Here is a 21,916-nt window from a genome sequence, read left to right as displayed (position 1 = left end):
AACAATGTGAGCGAGGTTGTAATTATTTTGTAAACACATTGCTAAAGAGAATCACATCCACTACAACCATATCATCACAAGTGGTCAGACCTCCTACAAGACAGGGGCATTTCTCTATGATGATTTTGAGTATTGTTGCAACCGTTGTTCTGCTCGGTGCGCTGTTCTACCACCGGGTCAATCTCCTGCTGAGCAGTGCAATTTTGCTTGCCTGGACCGCGGCGCTCAGCGTTGCCGGCCTGTGGAATATCTGGCTGCTGTTGCCGCTGGCGATTATTCTGCTGCCGTTTAACTTTGCGCCAATGCGCAAATCACTGTTCTCGGCGCCGGCATTCCGGGCGTTCCGCAAGGTCATGCCGCCGATGTCACGGACCGAGAAAGAAGCCATCGATGCCGGGACCACCTGGTGGGAAGGCGACCTGTTCCGCGGTACGCCGGACTGGCAGAAGCTGCACAACTATCCGCAGCCGCGTCTGACCGCTGAAGAGCAAGCGTTCATCGACGGTCCGGTCGAAGAAGCCTGCCGCATGGCGAACGACTTCGAAATCACCCACGAGCTGGCCGACTTACCGCCGGAGCTGTGGGCCTATCTGAAAGAGCATCGCTTCTTTGCGATGATCATTAAAAAAGAGTACGGCGGCCTGGAATTCTCCGCTTACGCTCAGTCTCGCGTGCTGCAAAAGCTCTCCGGCGTTTCCGGCATTCTGGCGATTACCGTCGGCGTACCGAACTCCTTAGGCCCGGGCGAACTGCTGCAACATTACGGCACCGACGAGCAGAAAAACCACTATCTGCCGCGTCTGGCGCGTGGTCAGGAAATTCCGTGCTTTGCCCTCACCAGCCCGGAAGCGGGTTCTGATGCTGGCGCCATCCCGGATACCGGCGTGGTCTGCATGGGCGAATGGCACGGCGAGCAGGTGCTGGGTATGCGCCTGAGCTGGAACAAACGCTATATCACCCTCGCGCCTATCGCCACCGTGCTGGGGCTGGCGTTTAAACTTTCTGACCCGGACCGCCTGCTCGGCGGCGAAGAGGAGCTGGGCATCACCTGCGCCCTGATCCCTACCACCACCCCAGGCGTTGAAATCGGCCGTCGCCACTTCCCGCTGAACGTCCCGTTCCAGAACGGTCCGACTCAGGGTAAAGACATTTTCGTCCCTATCGATTACATCATCGGCGGCCCGACCATGGCCGGTCAGGGCTGGCGGATGCTGGTCGAATGCCTGTCCGTTGGACGCGGCATCACCCTGCCGTCGAATGCTACCGGCGGGCTGAAATCCGTCGCCATGGCGACCGGGGCCTATGCCCACATTCGTCGTCAGTTCAAAATTTCCATCGGTAAAATGGAAGGTATTGAAGAGCCTCTGGCACGTATTGCCGGTAACGCCTACGTCATGGATGCCGCCGCATCCCTGATCACCTACGGCATTATGCTCGGCGAAAAACCGGCGGTGCTGTCGGCTATCGTGAAGTATCACTGTACTCACCGTGGACAGCGCTCGATCATCGACGCGATGGATATCACCGGCGGGAAAGGCATCATGCTCGGCGAAGGTAACTTCCTGGCCCGTGCCTATCAGGGGGCGCCGATCGCCATCACCGTGGAAGGGGCCAACATTCTGACCCGCAGCATGATGATCTTCGGCCAGGGGGCGATTCGTTGCCATCCGTATGTGCTGGATGAAATGGCCGCCGCGCAGAACAATGACGTGACGGCTTTCGACAAGCTGCTGTTTAAGCACATCGGCCATGTCGGTAGCAATAAAGTCCGTAGTTTCTGGCTGGGGCTGACCCGCGGGCGCACCAGCAGCACCCCGACTCGCGATAGCACGCGTCGTTACTACCAGCACATGAACCGTCTGAGCGCCAACCTGGCGCTGCTGTCCGACGTTTCCATGGCGGTACTTGGCGGCAGTCTGAAGCGTCGCGAACGTATTTCTGCCCGTCTGGGTGATGTTTTGAGCCAGCTCTATCTCGCCTCGGCGGTGCTGAAACGCTATGACGATGAAGGCCGCAATGAGGCCGATCTCCCGCTGGTTCATTGGGGCGTTCAGGATGCACTGTATCAGGCAGAACAGGCCATTGATGAACTGCTGAAAAACTTCCCGAATCGTCTGGTGGCCGGTGCCCTGCGCCTCGCTATCTTCCCGACCGGTCGCCACTATCAGGCGCCGTCCGATAAGCTGGACCATAAGGTAGCAAAAATTCTGCAGGAACCGAGCGCTACCCGTTCTCGCATCGGTCGTGGTCAGTACCTGACGCCGGACGAGCACAACCCGGTTGGTCTGCTGGAAGCCGCGCTGCTGGATGTGATGGCCGCCGATCCGATTCATCAGCGTATCTGTAAAGAGCTGGGCAAAAACCTGCCGTTTACGCGCCTCGATGAGCTGGCTCGCAACGCGCTGGCCAAAGGATTAATCGATCAGGATGAAGCCAACACGCTGACCCGTGCGGAAACCAGCCGTCTGCGCAGCATTAACGTTGACGATTTCGCCCCTGAGGAGTTAGCCACCAGGCCGGTAAAGCAGCAACAGCAGTTCCGTAAGACTGAAGCAGCATAAAATAAGACACTAACCACATCACGAGCACCACCAGGGCGGGGGATTTCCCCCGCCTTTTTTCATTTTTTTAACAAAAAATTCCGCAAGATATCGAGAGACTGATATGGTGTTAAAATTACCCTGATGCCCTAATGATGATGGAGTTCACCACTGTGCCTGGCCTGAAAATTACGTTGTTACAACAACCGCTGGTATGGATGGATGGTCCAGCCAACCTGCGCCATTTCGACCGTCAACTGGAAGATATTACCGGACGTGACATCATTGTTTTACCGGAAATGTTCACCACCGGATTTGCCATGGAGGCCGCAAAGCAGTCGATGCCGCAACACGAGGTGGTTGACTGGATGCAGGCCAAAGCGGTGCAAACCAACGCCCTGATTGCCGGCAGCGCCGCCCTGCAAACCGAACGCGGCCCGGTCAACCGTTTCCTGCTGGTAACCCCTGACGGCACCCTCCACTTCTATGATAAACGTCACCTGTTCCGCATGGCCGAAGAACATCATCATTATGAGGCGGGCAACGAGCGGGTGGTATTTGAATGGCGCGGCTGGCGGATTCTGCCGTTGGTCTGTTATGACCTGCGTTTCCCGGTATGGTCGCGTAACCATAACGACTATGATTTAGCGCTCTACGTTGCCAACTGGCCAGCCCCGCGCTCGCTGCACTGGCAGTCCCTGCTGGTGGCTCGCGCCATCGAGAATCAGGCTTACGTTGCCGGTTGCAACCGCGTCGGCACGGATGGCAATGGTCACCACTACCGTGGTGATAGCCGTATTATCAGCCCACAAGGTGAAATTCTGGCTACCGCAGATCCCCATCAGGCCACCCGCCTGGATGCCGAACTGTCACTGACGGCGCTGAAAGAGTATCGCGAGAAATTTCCTGCCTGGCAGGACGCGGATCCGTTTACCCTGAACTGATCCCCCGCATCCCCCCGCTGGCCGGGGGGAAACCACCATATCACCACTCCCCTGCCCGGCATTTTTCTTCCCCGGCGACAACAATAATAAAATTCAAGTTGCATAAAGGCGGCAAGGCCGTGCATCCCCAGGATGCTTACACAGGTAAGTGACTGGGGTGCGCGGGTACCGCCAACACCTATGCAGCTTGAAGTATGACGGGTATAAATAATATTTTTCTGGACGGATTATTTCTGTTCTACACTCATTAAGTGGATAAAATTCAACAAGAACGTGCCCCATTTTTCATGACTTTCAGTTTTTTTTAAAATGATTCCATCTCAGTCCTGGTCCGGCTTTGCCCCTGGCCGGCTCGGTTGTGCGCGCATGCTCAGCGAGAAAAAACCATTATGGAAAATAATAATCTGCTTATTGTTGAAAAAAGACTGGTTGCCCGTTTTATGGATATGTTCATCCGCTTTGGACTTATCCTGGCATTAGCCTCCTTCTGCTATACCGTATTTTCACCGTTTATTAATATGATGTTGTGGGCGGTGATCCTGGCGGTCACGCTCTATCCGCTGCACCAGTATTTTGCCGTGAAGCTGGGCGGGAAACAGGGCTGGGCCTCGACGCTGATTGTGCTGCTCGGCATTGTATTGATCGTCGCGCCAACGGTGCTGATGATTAGCTCCCTCGTCGAGAGCGCCAGCACGATGATCGATAAACTTAGCGGTCAATCCTTCGCCGTTCCGCCACCGCCTGAAAAAGTCGCCACCATACCTATCGTCGGGGAAAAAATAAGTGCGTTGTGGTTGAAAGCCTCCAGCGATCTGCCGGGTCTGATTAGCAACTACCGCACTCAAATCGGCGACGTCGCCAAAGGCATCCTCAGCGTGCTTGCCAGCATGGGCGGAGGCATCCTGGGCTTTATTCTCTCGTTTATCGTGGCCGGTATCATCATGGCGTGGGGCGCTGCCGGTGCGAACAGTGCCAGACGCATTGCCATCCGCCTGACGGATGAGAGAAAGGGCCAGTCATTAGTGAAATTGTGCTCCAGCACCATTCGCGCGGTGGCCCAGGGCGTCATCGGCGTCGCGCTGATCCAGGCGCTGCTGGTGGGCGTGCTGATGATCGTGGCGGGCATTCCGGCGGTGGGGATCTTCTTTGTGCTGGCGCTGATCCTTGGGATCGCCCAGATTCCGGTGATTCTGGTGACGGCACCGGCCATCGCTCTGATGTGGAGCTTCGGCGATCACGGCACCGTCATGGATATCGTCTATACCGTTTTGCTGATTATTGCCGGGATGGCCGATAACGTGCTGAAGCCTCTGATGCTCGGGCGCGGCGTGGATGCCCCGATGCCGGTGGTGCTGCTCGGCGCCTTAGGGGGGATGGCCGCCAGCGGTATTCTTGGGATGTTTATTGGCGCGACCTTGCTCTCTCTTGGCTACCGTATCTTCATGTCCTGGGTCGACGACGGGCAGATTGCCGATAGCCAGACCGTCGTCATACCGGACGACAAAGATGCCCCGTGACGGCCATGCCAGGCGCCTCCTGTACACCGGAGGCGCCTGCCTTCTCATCAGCGCATGCACGACGCTGGGACCCGACTATCATCCGCCGAAAACGCCGGAGCTGACGCAATGGCAGCCGGCGACCCAGCGGGTCACCTCCCGCTCAACCTACGCCGATTACGCCCAGTGGTGGACTCAGCTCAACGATCCAACCCTGACGGCGCTGATCAACGAGGCCTTGCGCAAAAACCCGGATGTGAAAATCGCCGGTTTGCGCCTGCTTGAATCCCGGGCGCAGCTGGGTATCGCGGAGAGTTTACTGGGGCCGCAGGCGACGATCGCCAGCGGCGATCTGCTTCGCACCGGGCAGCAACGCTCAGGCGATTACCGCTCGGGAAGTCGCTACAGCGCCGGCGTTAACCTCGGGTGGGAAATTGACTTCTGGGGCAAGTTTCAGCGCGGCGTCGAGTCCGCTGACGCCAGCTATTTTGCCACCCTCGCACAATACGACGATATTCAGGTGCTGATGGCCGCCCAGGTGGCACAATGGTACGTCAATATCCGCATGCTGGAAGCCCGGCTGCAAATTACCCGCAGCAACGCGAAGATCCAGCAGCGCAGTCTGCAGATCACCGAACGGTTATTCCTCAGCGGCAACAGCGCTGAGCTGGACGTCCAGCAGGCAAAAACGCAATACCTCTCGACGCTCTCCACCCTTCCCCAGTTGGAAACCGCCCTGGCGCAAAGTCAGAATGCCCTGGGCGCGCTACTGGCACGTAAACCGGGCCCGCTGCCTGAGATGGCAACCCGGACCGGCGAGATCCCGCTGGGAGAACTCGCTTTAGTCTCCGAAATTCCGGCCGATCTGCTGCGTCGTCGCCCCGATGTCAGGGCTGCGGAACGTCAGCTGGCTGCCCAGTCGGCGCTGATCGGCGTCGCGGAAAGCGATCTTTACCCGTCGATTTCGCTAATCGGCAGCGTCGGGATCAGCGGGCAAACGCAGACCAATAGCACGCTGAGCTGGGCGGTCGGGCCGACCTTCAGCTGGAACCTGCTGGATCGCGGCAGGCTCGGCAATCAGGTGCTGGTGCAGGATGCCCGCTTTCTTCAGCTTCACGAACGCTATCGCGATACCGTCTTTCAGGCCGCCCGCGAGGTCGATGATGCGGCCATTGCCTACGCCAATGATAAAGATGAGATCGCCTTGCTGATCCAGACGGGGAGCGCCGCCAGCCGCTCTCTGGCGATTGCCAACACGCAATACCGTGAGGGAATGGCCGATTTTCAGCGCGTGCTCGATTCGCAGCGCGCGCTGTTCAACCAACAAGAACGCCTGGTCAGCAGCCGCGGCGCGGCGATGCGCGACCTGATAGCCCTGTATAAAGCGCTGGGCGGCGGATGGGAAAAAGGGCGAGAGCGCCCGCTCGTCGATGCCGAAACTGAATCGCACCTGCGCCAACGTGATAACTGGCTGCCGCTGCTGAATACCCCGCTTCCTTCCGCCACCGCCCCTACAGAAGGTTTTTCGCCATGAATGCCTCATCCTCTTCAGCGGGCCGGGCCAGCCGCCGCACGGCTATCGGCCTGGTTATCCTGATCGTGTTGCTCTTGTGCGGATATTTAGTCACCGACAGGCTGACGCCCTATACCTCCCAGGCCAGGGTCCAGGCCTTCGTGATCCCGGTGGCGGCAGAAGTCACCGGGCAGATCAAGAAGGTCTATGTTCGGGACAATCAGCGGGTTAGCGCAGGTGAGCCGTTATTTGAAATTGACCCAGAGCCTTATGATATCGCCCTGGCGCGGGCGCGCTCGGACTACACCACGGTGCTCAGTTCGGTGAAAGCCGGCAACCAAAGCGTCGTGGCGGCAGAGGCCGGTCTGCAGGCCGCCACCACCGCTTACCAGAATGCCGCCAAAGATGCCGAGCGTCAGGAGCGACTCTACCGTGAAGACCCCGGTACCATTTCCGTACGCCGCCTCGAAATTGCCCAGGCCACCCGGGAGACCGCCCGCAGCCAGATGGCCGCCGCGAGCGCCGACGTGCGTCGGGCCATCGAAGCCGCTGGCGCTGCCGGAGATGACAACTCGCAGCTGTTAAGCGCCGTCGCAACGGTGCGTAAAGCCGAGCTGGACCGCAAAAAAAGTACCGTGCTCGCCGGCAGCGGCGGGCTGATTACCGATTTACGCAGCGAAGTCGGCCAGTTTGTGGGAGCCGGTGCCCCGGTCATGACGCTGATCGCCATCAATGATGTCTGGATCAACGCCGACATGACCGAAAATAATCTCGGACACATCCGGCCCGGTAACGAGGTGGCTATTCTGCTCGACAGCATGCCAGGGCAGCTTTTCAAAGGGGAGATCGTCAGCATCGGCTATGGCGTCAATGCCTCACAAACCCAACCGGCTGGCGTGCTCCCCACGGTGGAGAACAACCGCGACTGGCTCCGCCAGGCGCAACGCTTTCCGGTCAAGATAGCTTTCGTCAGCAATGATATGCCCCCGTCCACCAGCCTGCGGGTTGGCGGGCAGGCCGATATTGTGGTGTACACCAGCACCAACTGGTTGCTCAACGCTCTGGGCTCGCTCTATATCCGCCTGATGAGCCTGTTCTCCTGGCTCTATTAAGGTGAATCATGCATAACGCAGACCGCGCAGTACTGAGGATTGGCGGAGGTAGCGCAGTGGCGGCGCTGGTCTGCTTCGCCAGCGCGCTACCTATGCCGCACCTCGGCTGTATCATGGCCTGGATTGTGCTGTGCCAGGGGAAACCATTGCCGCTGAAAAAGGGCATCGTCATCGGCTGTGCGCTGATCGTCACCATGGTGGGCGGCGTTCTGATGGTGCCACTGCTCACCTATTATGCCTTGCCCGCCGTCCTGCTCACGGCGCTGTTGCTGTATCAGCTTATGATCATGGGGTTGAGCGGCAAGACCACGCTGTCGATGCTGCTGGTGGTGGCGGTCGCAATCATTCCTGTCGCCGGGCTGGCCGATCAGGCTCTGGCGATCGGTCTGGCGCAGATGCTGGGGATCGGCTTTATCACCGGGACGCTGGTTAATGGCCTGGCGGTGGCGCTATTCCCTCCGCGGCCACAGCCTGATTCGGCTCCGCCCGCCCCGGCATCCCCGGCGGTCAGCGCAGTACACCCCAGAGCATTACGTGCGGTGATAATTGTGCTGCCGGTGTGGCTGCTGGCATTGAGTCACCCGACGTTTTATATCCCGGCGGTGATGAAAACCGTCATGCTGGCACAGCAGGCGACGACGCTTGAGACAAAGGCATCGGGAAAAGAACTGGTGCTGTCAACGCTACTGGGGGCGCTACTGGCGCTGGGGTTATGGTTCGGCCTTAGCCTCTGGCCATCGCTGCTGATGCTGGTCCTCTGGCTGGGGCTGGCAAGTCTGTGGGTCGCCCGCCGTCTGGTACGCCTGGCCGTGAGCCGCTTTCCCCCCTCTTTCTGGAGTAACGTCTGGATAACCGCGCTGATCCTCTTCGGCCCGGCGATCCAGGATAGCGCCTCCGGCAAGGATGTCTGGACCGCTGCCGCCATGCGTTGCGCACTGTATATCATCATCGCGCTGTATGGCTGGGCCTGTATCGCCCTCCTGGAACGCTGGCGTCCTCTGCCCTCCCCTTCAACAGCACCGCATCCTGGAGAGTAATATGTTGCTTCCGCTGCTGACGGGCATGCCCGTCATTCTGTGTAATATGCTTCTGCAATCGCTGGTTTCCGTGTGGTGTATCCGCTTTTATCTCAAGCGGTTTCAGCGCAAAGAGGGGTTATTTGCCGGGGTACTGGCGCTCTTTGGGACGATCATCATTATTTTGATGGGCAATCTGCTGCAAATTTTGCTGTGGGGAGTCTTGTTTGTCTGGCTGGGCGAGTTTCCGACGCTGCTGGAGGCGGTGTATCACTCCGGCGTTAATTTTGCGACGCTGGGGTACGGCGATGTGGTCATGAGTGTCAGATGGAAACTGCTGGGCCCGCTGGAGGCGGTCAACGGCGCGCTGATGATCGGTCTGTCCGGCGCCTGTATGCTGGCGGTGATGCAGCATCACATTCGTAAGCAGTTGAAATATATGAAATGAGATTGATCAATTCAGATATCAGGGACTGAAACGACGAAAGCCTGAATCATTGCTGATTCAGGCTTTCTGAATAGTGGCGGAACGGACGGGACTCGAACCCGCGACCCCCTGCGTGACAGGCAGGTATTCTAACCGACTGAACTACCGCTCCACTTACTGTTCCCTTGGGAACGAGGCGAATATTACGGATTCCCCGTAATCTCGTCAACGCTTTTTCTACACTTTTGAATCGGTTGCTGCAAAAATCGCCCGACAGATGATTTTTACAGCATTTTCCAGTGCATCAGGCACGCCACAGGCAGCTTCCGCCTTTCTTCTGCACCAGATCGAGTCGGGATTCGTGGTTTACGATCTCGTCATCGGTGGCATAAACGACGCGCAATTTACTGGCCGCACGGACAACCCGCTGTATTCCCATTTCACCGGCCTGCTGCTGCCCCTCGCCTTCCATTGAAAATGCCATGGTCGTCTGACCACCGGTCATCATCAGATACACGTCGGCCAGGATCTGGGCATCGAGTAATGCCCCGTGTAGCGTTCGCTTGCTGTTGTCTATTTCATAGCGGGAGCATAACGCGTCAAGGCTGTTACGCTTGCCGGGGAACATTTTCCGCGCCAGCGCGAGGCTATCGGTGACTTTGCAGAAGGTATTTGTTTTCGCAATACCGCGATTCAGCTTGCTGAATTCATAATCCATAAAGCCGATATCAAACGATGCGTTATGGATGACCAGCTCCGCGCCGCGGATATAGTCCATAAACTCGTCGGCCACATCCGCAAACAGCGGTTTATCCATCAGGAATTCGTCGGCGATCCCGTGGACGCCGAAGGCTTCCGGATCCACCAGCCGGTCCGGCTTCAGATAAACATGGAAATTGTTCCCGGTGAGGCGGCGGTTAATCACCTCCACCGCACCGATCTCAATGATCTTGTGTCCCTCGTAGTGCGCACCGATCTGGTTCATACCAGTGGTTTCAGTATCGAGAACAATCTGTCGTGTAATTGCAGTGCTCATATCGGTCATTTATGTCAGACTTGCCGTTTATCTATCGATATCAATTACAGGAAGTCTACCAGAGATGCTTAAACAGGTAGAAATTTTCACCGATGGTTCATGCCTGGGAAATCCAGGACCTGGCGGCTACGGTGCGATTTTACGCTATCGCGGCAAGGAAAAAATTTTTAGTCAGGGCTATCACCTCACCACCAATAACCGGATGGAGATGATGGCGGCGATCGTCGCGCTTGAAGCGCTGAAAGAACAGTGCGAAGTCATCCTCAGTACCGACAGCCAGTACGTGCGCCAGGGAATTACTCAGTGGATCCACAACTGGAAAAAGCGCGGCTGGAAAACCGCCGACAAAAAACCGGTCAAGAATGTCGATCTGTGGAAACGCCTGGACACCGCGCTCGGCCAGCATCAAATCCGCTGGGAATGGGTCAAAGGCCACGCCGGACACCCGGAAAATGAGCGCTGTGATGAGCTGGCGCGGGCAGCCGCCTCCAGCCCGACTCAGAGCGATGTTGGCTACCAGCCGGAAAGCTAATTCTGCCCGTTACGCCACTGCCGCGTGGCGCCGACCGTCTGGCGCAACTGGGTTTTTGCCTTCCCTGATTTCATCGGGTTTAAGGTCAACGGGATGGTACGTTTACGGGCAATAATGAGCTGCAGACAGCCAAGCGCCGGCAGGTGCGCGCTGAGCAGCTTGCCGCCGTGCCGGGACCAGGGCAGAACCTGATAGCGACCATAGTGCAGCACTTCAAAATTCAGCAACGCCAGCCAGTCCAGCTGGCGGGTTAGCGTAAACATCCTGCTGTTATAAGGCGTGGCTTTACGTAATACCGGCATCACCTTGCGCAACCCCATCAGGCTCACGGGGTTAAAACCGGTCAAAATCATCCAGCCATCATCAATCAGCACCCGGTCAGCTTCGCGCAACAGTCGGTGCGGATCGTTGCACCACGGCAGCGTGTGCGCCAGCAGGCAGGCATCCACCGACTTTTCAGCAAAGGGCAGATGGAGCGGATCGGCCTGCACCTGCATCGGGTTACCCTGCAGGGAGACATTAACCTGATGAGAGATCGCGCAGGATTCCGTGTTGATTTCAGCGCTCAGATTGCCAATCTTAAGTAAATGAAAGCCATATAATTTAGCCAGCCACGGTTTCATCTGCCGTTCCAGCGATTCGCGATAGTACTCGCCCCAGGGCATACTCGACCAATGCTCTGGCGCTGTGACAGTCTGAGGTATCCTTGCCGGCTTCATCGCCACCTTCCGCTTCGCTTTGAGAGGTAATTAATGAATCTTATCAGCATTCCCGCATTTCAGGACAACTACATCTGGGTTCTTAGTGAGGAGAGCGGCCGTTGCCTGATCGTCGACCCCGGCGACGCGGCACCAGTGCTGGCCGCCATCGCGGAAAATCACTGGCAGCCGGAAGCCATTTTGCTGACCCACCACCATCACGATCATGTTGGCGGCGTCAAACAGCTGCGCGATGCCTTCCCAGGGATAGTGGTTTACGGACCGGCAGAAACCCTGGATAAAGGAACAACCCGGCTGGTGAACGATGGCGATCGGCTGACTATCCTGGGCCACGAATTTTCTATTTTTTCCACGCCAGGTCACACTTTAGGACACGTCTGTTTCTACAGTGAACCTTATCTGTTTTGTGGCGACACTTTATTTTCAGGCGGTTGCGGCAGGCTCTTTGAAGGAACGCCAGAGCAAATGTATCAATCACTTACGAGAATAAACTCACTTCCAGAAGAGACGCTGATTTGTTGCGCGCATGAGTATACTTTAGCAAACATGAAGTTTGCATTGAGTGTCCTGCCACATGATGTGGACATAAATGATTACTATCATAAAGTTAATGAGTTACGTGCAAAAAAACAAAATACACTCCCCGTTACTCTGAAAAATGAGCGACGTATAAATGTATTTTTACGTACAGATGATGATGATTTAATTAAAGAAATTTCAAAAGAAACAAATTTGCAACACTCTGTACAGAGATTTGCATGGTTAAGGTCAAAGAAAGATAACTTCTGATATTTAACGCTTGTCATTCGTAGCCTTCGCCGTTATTCTTGCTCGTCTTTTAAGCAACTATTGACCACACACATGAAGGCACGAGCGATATTACTCGCCTCTGTCCTGCTTGTAGGTTGCCAGGCCAATCGGGATGGTAACGTACAACAGCACGCACAGAGCCTTTCTGCGGCTAGTCAAGGGGAAGCAGGTAAGTTCACAAGTCAAGCGCGCTGGTTAGATGATGGAACCTTCTACGCGCAAGACCAGGATCTGTGGACTTCGATAGGCGACGAGCTAAAGATGGGAATTCCGGAAAATCCCCGGATTCGCGAACAGAAACAGAAGTATTTACGTAATAAGAGCTATCTCCACGATGTAACTTTACGGGCAGAGCCGTATATGTACTGGATAGCCGGGCAAGTTAAGAAACGTAACATGCCAATGGAACTGGTATTACTACCCATAGTGGAGAGCGCTTTTGACCCGCACGCAACGTCTGGCGCCAATGCCGCAGGCATCTGGCAGATCATTCCGAGCACCGGGCGCAATTATGGTTTGAAACAGACCCGCAGCTATGATGCGCGTCGTGATGTTGTCGCTTCTACTACGGCGGCACTGGACATGATGCAGCGTCTGAACAAGATGTTTGACGGCGACTGGTTATTAACCGTCGCGGCGTACAACAGCGGCGAAGGTCGGGTTCTGAAAGCAATGAAGTCGAACCGTTCGCGTGGTAAACCCACCGATTTCTGGTCGCTTCCGTTGCCGCGAGAAACCAAGGTGTACGTACCAAAAATGCTGGCTTTGAGCGATATTCTCAAAAACAGCAAGCGTTATGGCGTGAAGCTGCCGACGGCAGACGAAAGCCGTGCGCTGGCACGTGTTCGCCTCGACAGTCCGGTTGATATTAGCCAGCTGGCAGATATGGCGGGTATGCCTGTCGGTAAGCTGAAAACGTTCAACGCGGGCGTCAAAGGTTCAACGCTGGGCGCAAGCGGGCCAAAGTACGTTATGGTGCCGCAGAAGCACGCCGAACAGCTGCGTGAATCTCTGGCATCAGGTGATATTGCCGCCGTACAGCCCACAGAGCTTGCGGACAACACGCCGTTGACCAGTCGGAGCTATAAAGTCCGTTCAGGCGATACCATGTCCGGGATTGCATCTCGTCTTGGTGTCTCGACGAAAGATCTGCAGCAGTGGAACAACCTGCGCGGTTCTGGGCTGAAAGTTGGTCAGAATCTGGTGGTGGGCGCGGGCAGCAGTGCTGAACGTCTTGCCAGCAACAGCGATAGCATCACCTATCGCGTGCGCAAAGGTGATTCGTTGTCGAGCATTGCAAAACGTCACGGCGTGAATACACGCGATCTGATGCGCTGGAATAACGGCACTGACGATCTGAAGCCTGGCGATCAGCTGACGCTGTTTGTGAAAAACAGCAACCGGCCTGATTCCTGATACGGCTGATTGAAAAGAAAGGCACCGGATCCCGGTGCCTTTTTTGTTTTATACCGCTTTATGCGCCTCAAACATGATCGTATCGCTGGTAAATGAGCCATCTTCCTGCAACGCGAAGTAGGCTTTTACCTCTGCGGATGCACTCTCCTGATATAAACGAATCGCTTCCACCAGCGGTGCCGGCGTCCGCATACGCGCCACCCATGACGTGAATTCCAGCGGCAAACGGTCGGTCAGCAGGTGATTGGTCACCAGCCCGGCGTCATTGGTCAGCGCCAGCCACTCCCCGCTGGAATAGTTACGCACGTGAGAGGTATCGCGCAGTGCTTCAACGGTTTGCAGCCACACGTCACGCACCGGATGGCCAGGCGACATGACGTCCATCATAATCACCACCCCGCCAGGCTTCAGGACGCGTTTTACCTCGCGCAGCGCCTGGCCAACATCATGCCAGTGGTGCGCAGAATAACGGCTTATCACCACCTCAAAGCTGGCATCCGCAAACGGCAGCGCTTCGGCATAGCCCTGCTGCGTCACGACATTCGACAGCCCTTTATCCTGAGCGGCCTGGGTGACCACCTCCAGCATCTGGCTGGATAAATCATACGCCGTGACTTTGGCTACCTGACCCGCGGCGGCAAAGCTGGCATGCCCGGCACCGCATCCCATATCCAGCACATGGGCATGGGGGAAATCAGCCAGCCGTTCGGCCAGGCGTTGCAGATCGCGTCCGGATGCATGGACGGCGCTGGTCAGGTAGGCATTGGCCTGTGAACCAAACTGCTGTTCGACGTTGTCATGATGAGAGCGTGTTGTCATGGTGTTGTCCTTCGGTTGTTTGAATAATAAAGGCGGACGACTGGTGGTGCAGGTCCGCCCCATGGCAGACCTGACGTACCTCTATTAATCAGGTTTGCCGGGACTGAATTCGACTAGTAGTGGGTTGTGGTCTGAGGCGCGGGTCACCAGCACGGAAGCATCGTGCACGCTTAACCCACGGTAGAACACAAAATCGAGCGGACGACCAAACGCACGGCGGCGCTGATCGTCAGGGAAACGGACTTCGCGCAGCGACATTTCGCGCGCAAAGCGATAGAGCGCGTTCATTCGCGGACGGCTCCAGGCATTAAAATCACCGGCCATAATTACCGGTCCACTGTGGTGGGCAATCTGATCGCCAATGGGCAGCAACTGCTTGCTGTAGACATCGACGCCCAGGCTGAAGTTAACCGCATGAATATTGACGACCATCAGCAAACGCATGTCCGGCAGCGGATAAACGGTGACTAACGCAGATTTCGCCAGACGCAGAATCGGCTCGCGCTCGCGCAGGGGGCAGCAATAAACCGGATGAGCCGAAGCCAGCGTCATTACGCCGGAGGGATGCTGCGGCAGGACCAAAGCAGGCACCTGATCGGCAGCCAGATAATTCGTCGTGGCGAACCGCACCATTTCAGGGGTGGTTTGCGCTTCCTGTAACAGCACCAGATGAGCGTCTTTGCCGAAGTTATTGAGAACGGACTTCCACTCAGCGCGCTGCTGCTTGAAGATATTCCACACCAGCACGCGGATTTTTTCATCAGTGCTTAACGGCACGCCGCTAGAGAATGCCGGAGTCACGCCAGCGAACGACCCCGGAGGCAAAATTCTCTCCGCGGGCTGTCCGGCGACGTAGCGCATGGCATAAGTATTCTTTCGCAATTTAGGCATCAAACCTCAATAACAGGGAACCAGCCTGACTGCGGCTGGCTCTTCTGTTATAGGGACTTTCGCAGGCACTTTCAATGCAATTCGCGAGAAACCTTTACCCTTCGACCGTCGCAACCTTTACCGGCTGGGACTTATCCAGGCGCCCGCTCAGGGCAACCAGCAGCAACGCAGCAAGTACTATCACCGCGCCAATCCACGGCGTCTCTGCCAGGCCATAACGTTCAACGGTTTGTCCACCAATAAGCGAACCTAAGGCGATACCGATGTTAAACGCCGCAATATTAAGACCTGAGGCAACGTCAACCGCCGCTGGGGTATATTGCTCCGCTTTCTGCACGACATACACCTGCAGCCCCGGCACATTACCGAAAGCAAAAATGCCCATCACCAACACCGTCGCCAACGCCGCGTACTGAATGCTGGCGGTAAACTGGAATACCAGCAGCAGAACCACCAGCGCGGCAAAGATAAGCTTCAGCGCCGCTACCGCCCCATGTTTATCGGCCAGTTTACCGCCCCAGACGTTACCAATCGCGACAGAGATACCGTAGCCGAGCAGGATCCAGCTCACCGTCGACGGGCTAAATCCGGCCAGTTCCTGCATCATCGGGGCGAGGAAAGTAAACGCCGTGAAGACGCCACCATACCCCAATGCCGTAATGGCATAGATCATCAGCAAACGCGGTTGGGTCAGGACTTTAAGCTGATCTCGCAGGCTTGCGCTGGCGCGGGCAGGGATGGTATTCGGCACCAGAATAAGGCTACTCACCAGCGCAATAACGCCGAGGATCGAGACCGCCAGGAAGGTTTCACGCCAGCCAAAATGCTGGCCGATAAAGGTCCCGACCGGCACCCCGGTAACCAGCGCGACGGTTAATCCGCCAAACATAATGGCGATGGCCGACGCGGCTTTCTCTTTCGGCACCAGGCTGGTGGCGATCGTGGAGCCAATGGAGAAGAACACGCCATGCGCCAGGCCGGTCAACAGGCGGGCAAAGACCAGTGTTTCATAACCAGGCGCTTGCCAGGCTAGCAGATTACCGGCGGTAAACAGCACCATCAGCGCCAGCAGCAGTTGCTTACGCGGCATACGCCCGGTCAGTGCGGTCAGCACCGGGGCACCAATCGCCACACCCAGGGCGTAAATAGAAACCAGCAGGCCGGCAGAAGGCAGCGAGATCGCCAGTTGTTGTGCAATGGTGGGAACCAGGCCCACAATCACAAATTCGGTGGTACCAATAGCAAAGGCACCGATAGTTAAAGCAAGTAGCGCCAGTGGCATAATTCACTCCGTATCATCAGGATTAAGATGACACGCAGTATGCGACGATGTTTAAATAACAAAAACCATCAAAATCTCAATAGATTTTTGTCACAGGTGCAACAATGCGAGCCACGTCAGAAGAGATCGCCATCTTTATCGCCGTCGTTGAAAGCGGCAGCTTTAGCCGGGCGGCAGAGCAGTTGGGTCACGCCAATTCCGCCGTCAGCCGGGCGGTCAAAAAGCTGGAATCGAAACTTGGCGTCAGCCTGCTAAACCGGACGACTCGCCAGCTTAGCCTCACCGAGGAAGGAGAGCGCTACTTCCGCCGCATGCAGGTGGTTCTGCAGGAAATGGCGGCAGCAGAGAACGAACTTCTGGAGACCAGGACGACGCCGAGAGGCTTGTTGCGTGTCGATGCCGCCACGCCAGTCATGCTGCATTTTCTGATGCCCCTGATTAAGCCTTTTCGTGAACGCTACCCGGAGATGACGCTGGCTCTGGTGTCGTCGGAAACCTTCATTAACTTGATTGAGCGTAAAGTTGACGTGGCGATCCGCGCCGGTACCTTGACGGACTCCAGCCTTCGGGCGCGTCCGCTGTTTAGCAGCTACCGAAAAATTATCGCCTCGCCGGACTATCTGGCGCGTCACGGCAACCCGCTGCGGGTTGCTGACCTGAAGGATCATCAGTGCCTGGGCTTCACCGAGCCTGTCTCGCTGAATACCTGGCCCGTATCCTGCTGCGACGGCCAGCTGCTGGAAGTCAACTGTGACATCGCATCAAATAGTGGGGAAACCGTTAAGCAGCTATGCCTGGCGGGAAATGGCATTGCCTGCCTGTCGGATTATATGGTGAACGCGGAAATTGCGAGCGGGGAGTTTGTTGAACTGCTGGCGGAGCACCGGCTACCGGTGGAGATGCCCTTCAGCGCGGTCTATTACAGCGACAGAGCCGTCAGCACGCGCATCAGAGCCTTTATCGACTTTCTGAGCGAGCATGCAAAACAGCTCCCGTAGGAGCTGTAATCACGTTGTATTCAGATGATTGCGCGCGGTCTTAACGATCAGTCCCAAGCGGGAGCCAGGCTTTCCGGGCTCACCAGCCGATCGTTGCACTCCAGCCCGGCGATCGCCTGACGATCGTCCTCATCCAGATGCAGATCCTGCGCGAGCAGATTACTGGCCAGATTTTCACGCTTCGTCGATGAAGGTATAACGGCGTAGCCCTCCCCCATTGCCCAGGAGAGAATGACCTGTGCCGGGGTCGCATTGTGTTTGGCTGCAATCGCGTTAATCACCTCATCTTTCAGCGCATGACCATATGCCAGCGTCATGTACGACGTGATATGAATGCCGTGCGCTGCTGCCCACTCCACCACTTTGCGGTTTTGCAGATACGGGGAGAGTTCTATCTGATTGGTCGCGATATGTTCCGCACCAACGGCCGCTATCGCGCGTTCCATCAGTGGGATCGTAAAGTTGGAGATACCGATCTGGCGAGTCAGGCCCAGCGTTTTCGCTTCCAGCAGAGCGGGCATAAACTCTTCAACGGCCACCGCATCATTCGGTGACGGCCAGTGGATCAGAGTCAGATCGACATAATCGGTCCGCAGCTTTTGCAGACTCTCTTTGAGGCTGGCAATAAGCTGATCTCTGCCCAGGTTTTCAATCCAGATTTTGGTGGTGATAAACAGCTCATCGCGGGCAACACCACTTTCTTCAATAGCCTGACCGACAGCCGCTTCATTTTCATAAATCTGAGCCGTATCGATCGCACGATATCCCAGTTCCAGAGCCGTTTTAACCGACGCAATAACAACCTCATCTTTAAGACGGAAGGTTCCAAGACCCAATGCAGGGATAGTCATAAATGTCCTCGTTTTTTCTTTATGCAGGCGAATTAAGGCCATTATGTTCACGATAATGTCGCAGAAAAAGATCGTTAAAAGCAGAAGTTTTTTGCGAATACAGCAAAAGTCAGGTGATTTTAGAAACAACGAACCCGGATAAATATACCAGCTACAAATAATTGATGAGATGAATTGGATGACAATGAATAATTCATCACATTGAAAATAAATAATATTTTACACGCTCAATTTTACCTTAAAAAAACCATCCGCCCTAAATTCATATTCAATGGTATCCCGTTAAAGACAGGTTCAATTGATCTTCTAAATAAATAATCCAGAACAAGAGTATCGCCATGGATCGTATGTGACTTGTTTCAAAGTTACGCTAAAACATTCTTGTATGGTAGTAACTTCACCATTACTTTCAATTCAAAATAAACCTGATTAAAGGCAAGGATAAATAAAGTGAAGCTGAAAACATCTCTGTTTAAAACCCTGATACTCTCTGCCGTTATTTCCTCTTTCCCGGCCATGGCTGCAGATTATTCTCTGAACCTGTCTACCTCTCTGTCACCGGATGACCCCATTTATAAAGGGCTTGAATCGTTTAAAAAGCAGGTTGAAACGCGTAGCGGCAAGAAAATTCGCATCAAACTGTTTTCCTCGGGTCAGCTGGGGGCGGACAATGAATTATTACAGCATGCGCAGTCAGGCAGTAATGTCGGGATAATTGTCGATGGTGCTCGGCTGGCCTCATTTGTTCCAGAATTATCGATTCTCCCGGCGCCATTTGTGTTCCCGGATTATGCCTCCCAGAAGAAATTTACGGAGAGTGAAATTTTCCATTCCTGGGAGCAGCGTCTGGCGGATTCCTCCGGTCTGGTCCCACTCTCTTTTAACTGGTACCAGGGCGCCCGTATGCTGGTAACCAAAAAACCGGTGCAAACGCCTGCCGATCTGAACGGCGTCAAGGTTCGGGCGCTGGAGGCGCCGGTCACCATTGAGACCATAAAATGCATGGGTGGCGAGCCTGTGCCACTTTCCTGGTCAGAAATCTATTCGTCTATCCAGACCGGTATTGTTGATGCCGCAGAAGCCCAGCCAACGGCGGTATATGGCTCGAAACTCTATGAAATCACGAAGAATATTACCAAAACAAATCATATCCATCTGATGACCGGCATCATCGTGTCACAGAAATGGCTCAATGCCCTACCTGACGATCTGCGGACCATTCTGCACGAAGAGGCTGAAAAACAGGGTAACCAGGCCTCTGAAAACACCATCAAAAAAGAACAGGAGCTGCTGACGCTGATGGCTCAGCACGGTGTCAGCGTGGATCCAGTCGATGCCACCCCCTTTAAGCAGGCCTGTGCTTCCGTTCCTGAAAAACTGGGGCTGCAAGATGCCCTGGCAGAGGTTCAGAAAGTCATTTCCAATAAATAATGCAATCCGAGGTATGCCCAGGCGTACCTCTTCTTTTGTGCAAGGACTGATTATGTATAACCGCTTTCATCAGGCCGAGCTTGCTATTGCAAGGATCGGGCTGGCTTCTATTGTCATTATTATTCTGGCAGGTGGTGTCGGACGGGCCGTCGGGCATCCACTGATCTGGTCTCTGGAAATAGCGATGGTTATTTTTGCCTGGATTTCAGTGCTGGCCATCGATTATGCCCTTCAGGTCCGCAGGCATATTGGCGTCGATGCGGTGGTGCGTCTGCTGTCAGAGAACGCCCGTCGCTGCTGTACCTGGTTTAACGAAACATTGATCCTGATTTTCCTGGGCTGCGGCGTCTGGTACGGCTATAGCTTTACCCTCGCGACCGCAGCCAGCCAGCTGCCGGTCACCGGCCTGTCATCCGCCTGGCTGAACAGCGCGGTGCCTACCGGATGTCTCCTCATGTTCATCAATACCGCCCTGCATATGATGTCAGGGTGTCCGGAATCTGCCGAGGTGTCGGAATTATGATCCTGCTGACCTGTTTCCTGTTTGTCGTCTTGCTGATTATCAGAATGCCCGTCGGGTTTGTGATTGCCATTTCCGCGCTGAGCTTTTTCTTTTTTGATGACTTTATGCCGCCAGGCATCGCATTTCAGAAATTCTCGGCCCCGACGCAATCATTCCCCATCATGGCTACCCCGTTGTTTTTACTGGTGGGAAATCTGCTGAATAAAACGGGGGTCACGACTCGCCTGCTGGATTTTGCCCGAATTATTTCTGGCTGGATGATCGGCGGAATGGCGCAGATTAACGTGCTGCTTGCTTGCCTGCTGGGCGGAGTATCTGGCTCAGCCACCGCAGATGCCGCAATGCAGGCGCGGGTTCTCGGCGTGCCCATGGTAAAACAGGGATACCCTAAACCCTTCACCGCCGTAGTTATTGCCTTCAGCTCGCTGATCACCGCGACCATTCCTCCCAGTATTCTGCTTATTCTGTATGGTTTCGTGGGTAATGTTTCGATTGGCAAACTGTTTATGGCCGGCGTGATCCCCGGGCTTCTGCTGACGGTGATTCTGATGGGGACAAACTATGTCATGGCTAAACGAATGGGGATCAAGCCGGAAATGACCCGCCTGCCGACGCGTCATGATGTCTGGATAAGCTTTAAGAACGGATTCTGGGCCCTGATGTTCCCAGTGGTTCTGATTCTGGTGATCCGCATGGGCTTTTTCACCACCACGGAGGCCGGGGCCTTCATTGTGCTGTATGCCTTTATCATCGGTCGTTATATCTATAAGGAACTGGATAACCAGGCATTTTGGGAAGTGCTGAAAGAGACCATCTGCGATATTGGCGTGGTGATGCTGCTTATCATGTCTGCCGCTATTCTCGGTCATATCACGATCATCGATCAAATCCCGCAGTCTCTGGCAGAAGTCCTGACGTCGCTGACAGACAACCGCTACGGTATTCTGCTCCTGCTGCTAGTATTTATCGCCGTAGCCGGCATGATTTTCGATGGCAGCGTGATTATTTTGCTGCTGACCCCGATATTGTTGCCAATAGCCACTGAAGCGGGATTTGATCCGATCCACTTCGGGATCATCTTCGTGGTGCTCACGTTACTGGGCGCGAATACCCCGCCGGTGGGGATCTGTATGTATACGGTATGCGGCATACTAAACTGTAATACCGTGGCTTTCGTCAGAGCCTCGCTGCCCTATCTGATCGCCTTTTTCCTGTTTATTGGGCTTCTGGTTATCTTCCCGTCGTTGATCCTGTTTTTACCTGAAGCACTGATGTAAGCAGGGGTCGAATTTCAGACGAAAAAAGCCGTATCGCTTTACAGCGATACGGCTTCTAAATAAGTGGCGGAACGGACGGGACTCGAACCCGCGACCCCCTGCGTGACAGGCAGGTATTCTAACCGACTGAACTACCGCTCCACCGAATTTCTTTACAACAACCGGTTTATTGCCCCGGTTTCACTGCTAATTTGATGCCTGGCAGTTCCCTACTCTCACATGGGGAGACCCCACACTACCATCGGCGCTACGGCGTTTCACTTCTGAGTTCGGCATGGGGTCA

20 protein-coding genes, 2 tRNA genes and 1 rRNA gene are annotated in these 21,916 nt (G+C 55.3%); 14 read left to right on the top strand and 9 right to left on the bottom strand.

The genetic code is table 11. The annotated features are described in order from the left end of the window. The first annotated feature begins 116 nt into the window (after positions 1 to 116). From fadE to EDF82_RS10725, 7 genes are all read left to right on the top strand, one after another. Entirely contained in the window at positions 117 to 2,561 is a 2,445-nt protein-coding gene (gene fadE, locus EDF82_RS10755; protein ID WP_123755556.1) for an acyl-CoA dehydrogenase FadE, read from the top strand. 152 nt (positions 2,562 to 2,713) lie between these two features. Continuing rightward, positions 2,714 to 3,484 carry an amidohydrolase gene (locus EDF82_RS10750; protein ID WP_123756211.1) on the top strand — a complete coding sequence of 257 codons (771 nt, stop codon included), beginning with the start codon at positions 2,714 to 2,716 and terminating at the stop codon, positions 3,482 to 3,484. A 389-nt stretch (positions 3,485 to 3,873) separates the two neighbouring features. Beyond that, the gene (locus EDF82_RS10745; protein WP_123755555.1) at positions 3,874 to 5,001 is read left to right on the top strand and encodes an AI-2E family transporter; all 1,128 of its coding nucleotides are present in this window, start codon (positions 3,874 to 3,876) and stop codon (positions 4,999 to 5,001) included. Continuing rightward, the gene (locus EDF82_RS10740) at positions 4,991 to 6,514 is read left to right on the top strand and encodes an efflux transporter outer membrane subunit (protein WP_123755554.1); all 1,524 of its coding nucleotides are present in this window, start codon (positions 4,991 to 4,993) and stop codon (positions 6,512 to 6,514) included. Before EDF82_RS10745 ends, EDF82_RS10740 begins: the two co-directional genes overlap by 11 nt. Continuing rightward, positions 6,511 to 7,605: an HlyD family secretion protein gene (locus tag EDF82_RS10735; RefSeq protein WP_123755553.1), complete on the top strand. Its 1,095-nt coding sequence runs from the start codon at positions 6,511 to 6,513 to the stop codon at positions 7,603 to 7,605. Before EDF82_RS10740 ends, EDF82_RS10735 begins: the two co-directional genes overlap by 4 nt. An 8-nt stretch (positions 7,606 to 7,613) precedes the next feature. Then, a complete protein-coding gene (locus EDF82_RS10730) occupies positions 7,614 to 8,642 on the top strand; it encodes a DUF2955 domain-containing protein (protein WP_123755552.1) in 1,029 nt (342 codons plus the stop codon). A 1-nt stretch (position 8,643) separates the two neighbouring features. Continuing rightward, positions 8,644 to 9,069, top strand: coding sequence for an ion channel (locus EDF82_RS10725; RefSeq protein WP_123755551.1), 426 nt, complete (start codon positions 8,644 to 8,646; stop codon positions 9,067 to 9,069). A 74-nt stretch (positions 9,070 to 9,143) separates the two neighbouring features. Here the strand turns inward: EDF82_RS10725 and EDF82_RS10720 are convergent. Both EDF82_RS10720 and dnaQ read right to left on the bottom strand, forming a co-directional pair. Continuing rightward, positions 9,144 to 9,220, bottom strand: a tRNA-Asp gene (locus EDF82_RS10720). A 132-nt stretch (positions 9,221 to 9,352) separates the two neighbouring features. Next, positions 9,353 to 10,084, bottom strand: coding sequence for a DNA polymerase III subunit epsilon (gene dnaQ, locus EDF82_RS10715; RefSeq protein ID WP_195723679.1), 732 nt, complete (start codon positions 10,082 to 10,084; stop codon positions 9,353 to 9,355). Between dnaQ and rnhA the strand changes: the two genes are divergently transcribed. Continuing rightward, positions 10,038 to 10,616 (top strand): ribonuclease HI, encoded by a 579-nt coding sequence (gene rnhA, locus EDF82_RS10710; RefSeq protein WP_187042133.1) that lies wholly within the window; start codon positions 10,038 to 10,040, stop codon positions 10,614 to 10,616. The two genes, dnaQ and rnhA, sit on opposite strands and share 47 nt — an antisense overlap. Here rnhA and EDF82_RS10705 read toward each other — a convergent pair. Continuing rightward, entirely contained in the window at positions 10,613 to 11,335 is a 723-nt protein-coding gene (locus EDF82_RS10705; protein ID WP_123755548.1) for a class I SAM-dependent methyltransferase, read from the bottom strand. The genes rnhA and EDF82_RS10705 overlap by 4 nt on opposite strands. Positions 11,336 to 11,368: 33 nt before the next feature. Between EDF82_RS10705 and gloB the strand changes: the two genes are divergently transcribed. Continuing rightward, positions 11,369 to 12,124 carry a hydroxyacylglutathione hydrolase gene (gloB, locus tag EDF82_RS10700; protein ID WP_123755547.1) on the top strand — a complete coding sequence of 252 codons (756 nt, stop codon included), beginning with the start codon at positions 11,369 to 11,371 and terminating at the stop codon, positions 12,122 to 12,124. Between the two features lie 72 nt (positions 12,125 to 12,196). Next, positions 12,197 to 13,561, top strand: a complete 1,365-nt coding sequence (gene mltD / locus EDF82_RS10695) for a murein transglycosylase D (protein ID WP_123755546.1) — start codon at positions 12,197 to 12,199, stop codon at positions 13,559 to 13,561. Positions 13,562 to 13,609: 48 nt separating this feature from the next. On the opposite strand, the gene EDF82_RS10690 is transcribed toward mltD, so the two are convergent. From EDF82_RS10690 to EDF82_RS10680, 3 genes are all read right to left on the bottom strand, one after another. After that, positions 13,610 to 14,380, bottom strand: a complete 771-nt coding sequence (locus EDF82_RS10690; RefSeq protein WP_123755545.1) for a class I SAM-dependent methyltransferase — start codon at positions 14,378 to 14,380, stop codon at positions 13,610 to 13,612. 84 nt (positions 14,381 to 14,464) lie between these two features. Beyond that, a complete protein-coding gene (locus EDF82_RS10685; protein WP_123756210.1) occupies positions 14,465 to 15,262 on the bottom strand; it encodes an endonuclease/exonuclease/phosphatase family protein in 798 nt (265 codons plus the stop codon). Positions 15,263 to 15,365: 103 nt separating this feature from the next. After that, on the bottom strand, positions 15,366 to 16,553 hold the full coding sequence (locus tag EDF82_RS10680) for an MFS transporter (RefSeq protein WP_123755544.1): 1,188 nt from the start codon (positions 16,551 to 16,553) through the stop codon (positions 15,366 to 15,368). Positions 16,554 to 16,657: 104 nt separating this feature from the next. Here EDF82_RS10680 and yafC point away from each other — a divergent pair, with 104 nt between their 5' ends. Next, on the top strand, positions 16,658 to 17,551 hold the full coding sequence (yafC, locus tag EDF82_RS10675; protein WP_123755543.1) for a DNA-binding transcriptional regulator YafC: 894 nt from the start codon (positions 16,658 to 16,660) through the stop codon (positions 17,549 to 17,551). A 47-nt stretch (positions 17,552 to 17,598) separates the two neighbouring features. Here yafC and dkgB read toward each other — a convergent pair whose 3' ends face one another. Further along, on the bottom strand, positions 17,599 to 18,402 hold the full coding sequence (dkgB, locus tag EDF82_RS10670) for a 2,5-didehydrogluconate reductase DkgB (protein ID WP_123755542.1): 804 nt from the start codon (positions 18,400 to 18,402) through the stop codon (positions 17,599 to 17,601). Positions 18,403 to 18,852: 450 nt separating this feature from the next. Between dkgB and EDF82_RS10665 the strand changes: the two genes are divergently transcribed. The 3 genes from EDF82_RS10665 to EDF82_RS10655 are packed head-to-tail and all read left to right on the top strand — an operon-like array spanning position 18,853 to position 21,633. Beyond that, positions 18,853 to 19,833 carry a C4-dicarboxylate TRAP transporter substrate-binding protein gene (locus EDF82_RS10665; protein ID WP_227540123.1) on the top strand — a complete coding sequence of 327 codons (981 nt, stop codon included), beginning with the start codon at positions 18,853 to 18,855 and terminating at the stop codon, positions 19,831 to 19,833. A gap of 52 nt (positions 19,834 to 19,885) precedes the next feature. Beyond that, entirely contained in the window at positions 19,886 to 20,356 is a 471-nt protein-coding gene (locus tag EDF82_RS10660; protein ID WP_123755541.1) for a TRAP transporter small permease, read from the top strand. Continuing rightward, the gene (locus EDF82_RS10655) at positions 20,353 to 21,633 is read left to right on the top strand and encodes a TRAP transporter large permease (protein ID WP_123755540.1); all 1,281 of its coding nucleotides are present in this window, start codon (positions 20,353 to 20,355) and stop codon (positions 21,631 to 21,633) included. The genes EDF82_RS10660 and EDF82_RS10655 overlap by 4 nt, the downstream gene beginning before the upstream one ends. Positions 21,634 to 21,697: 64 nt before the next feature. Here the strand turns inward: EDF82_RS10655 and EDF82_RS10650 are convergent. Together EDF82_RS10650 and rrf are read right to left on the bottom strand one after the other, a co-directional pair. Continuing rightward, positions 21,698 to 21,774: transfer RNA gene (locus EDF82_RS10650), tRNA-Asp, on the bottom strand. A 55-nt stretch (positions 21,775 to 21,829) separates the two neighbouring features. Beyond that, a 5S ribosomal RNA gene (gene rrf, locus EDF82_RS10645) occupies positions 21,830 to 21,916 on the bottom strand; the annotation flags it as partial.

Origin of the sequence: Klebsiella sp. BIGb0399, from assembly GCF_003752615.1 — a bacterium.
Taxonomy (GTDB): Bacteria; Pseudomonadota; Gammaproteobacteria; order Enterobacterales; family Enterobacteriaceae; genus Klebsiella; species Klebsiella lignicola.
The sequence above is the reverse complement of the archived record's forward strand: the minus strand, read 5'-3'. Positions and strand labels throughout refer to the sequence as shown.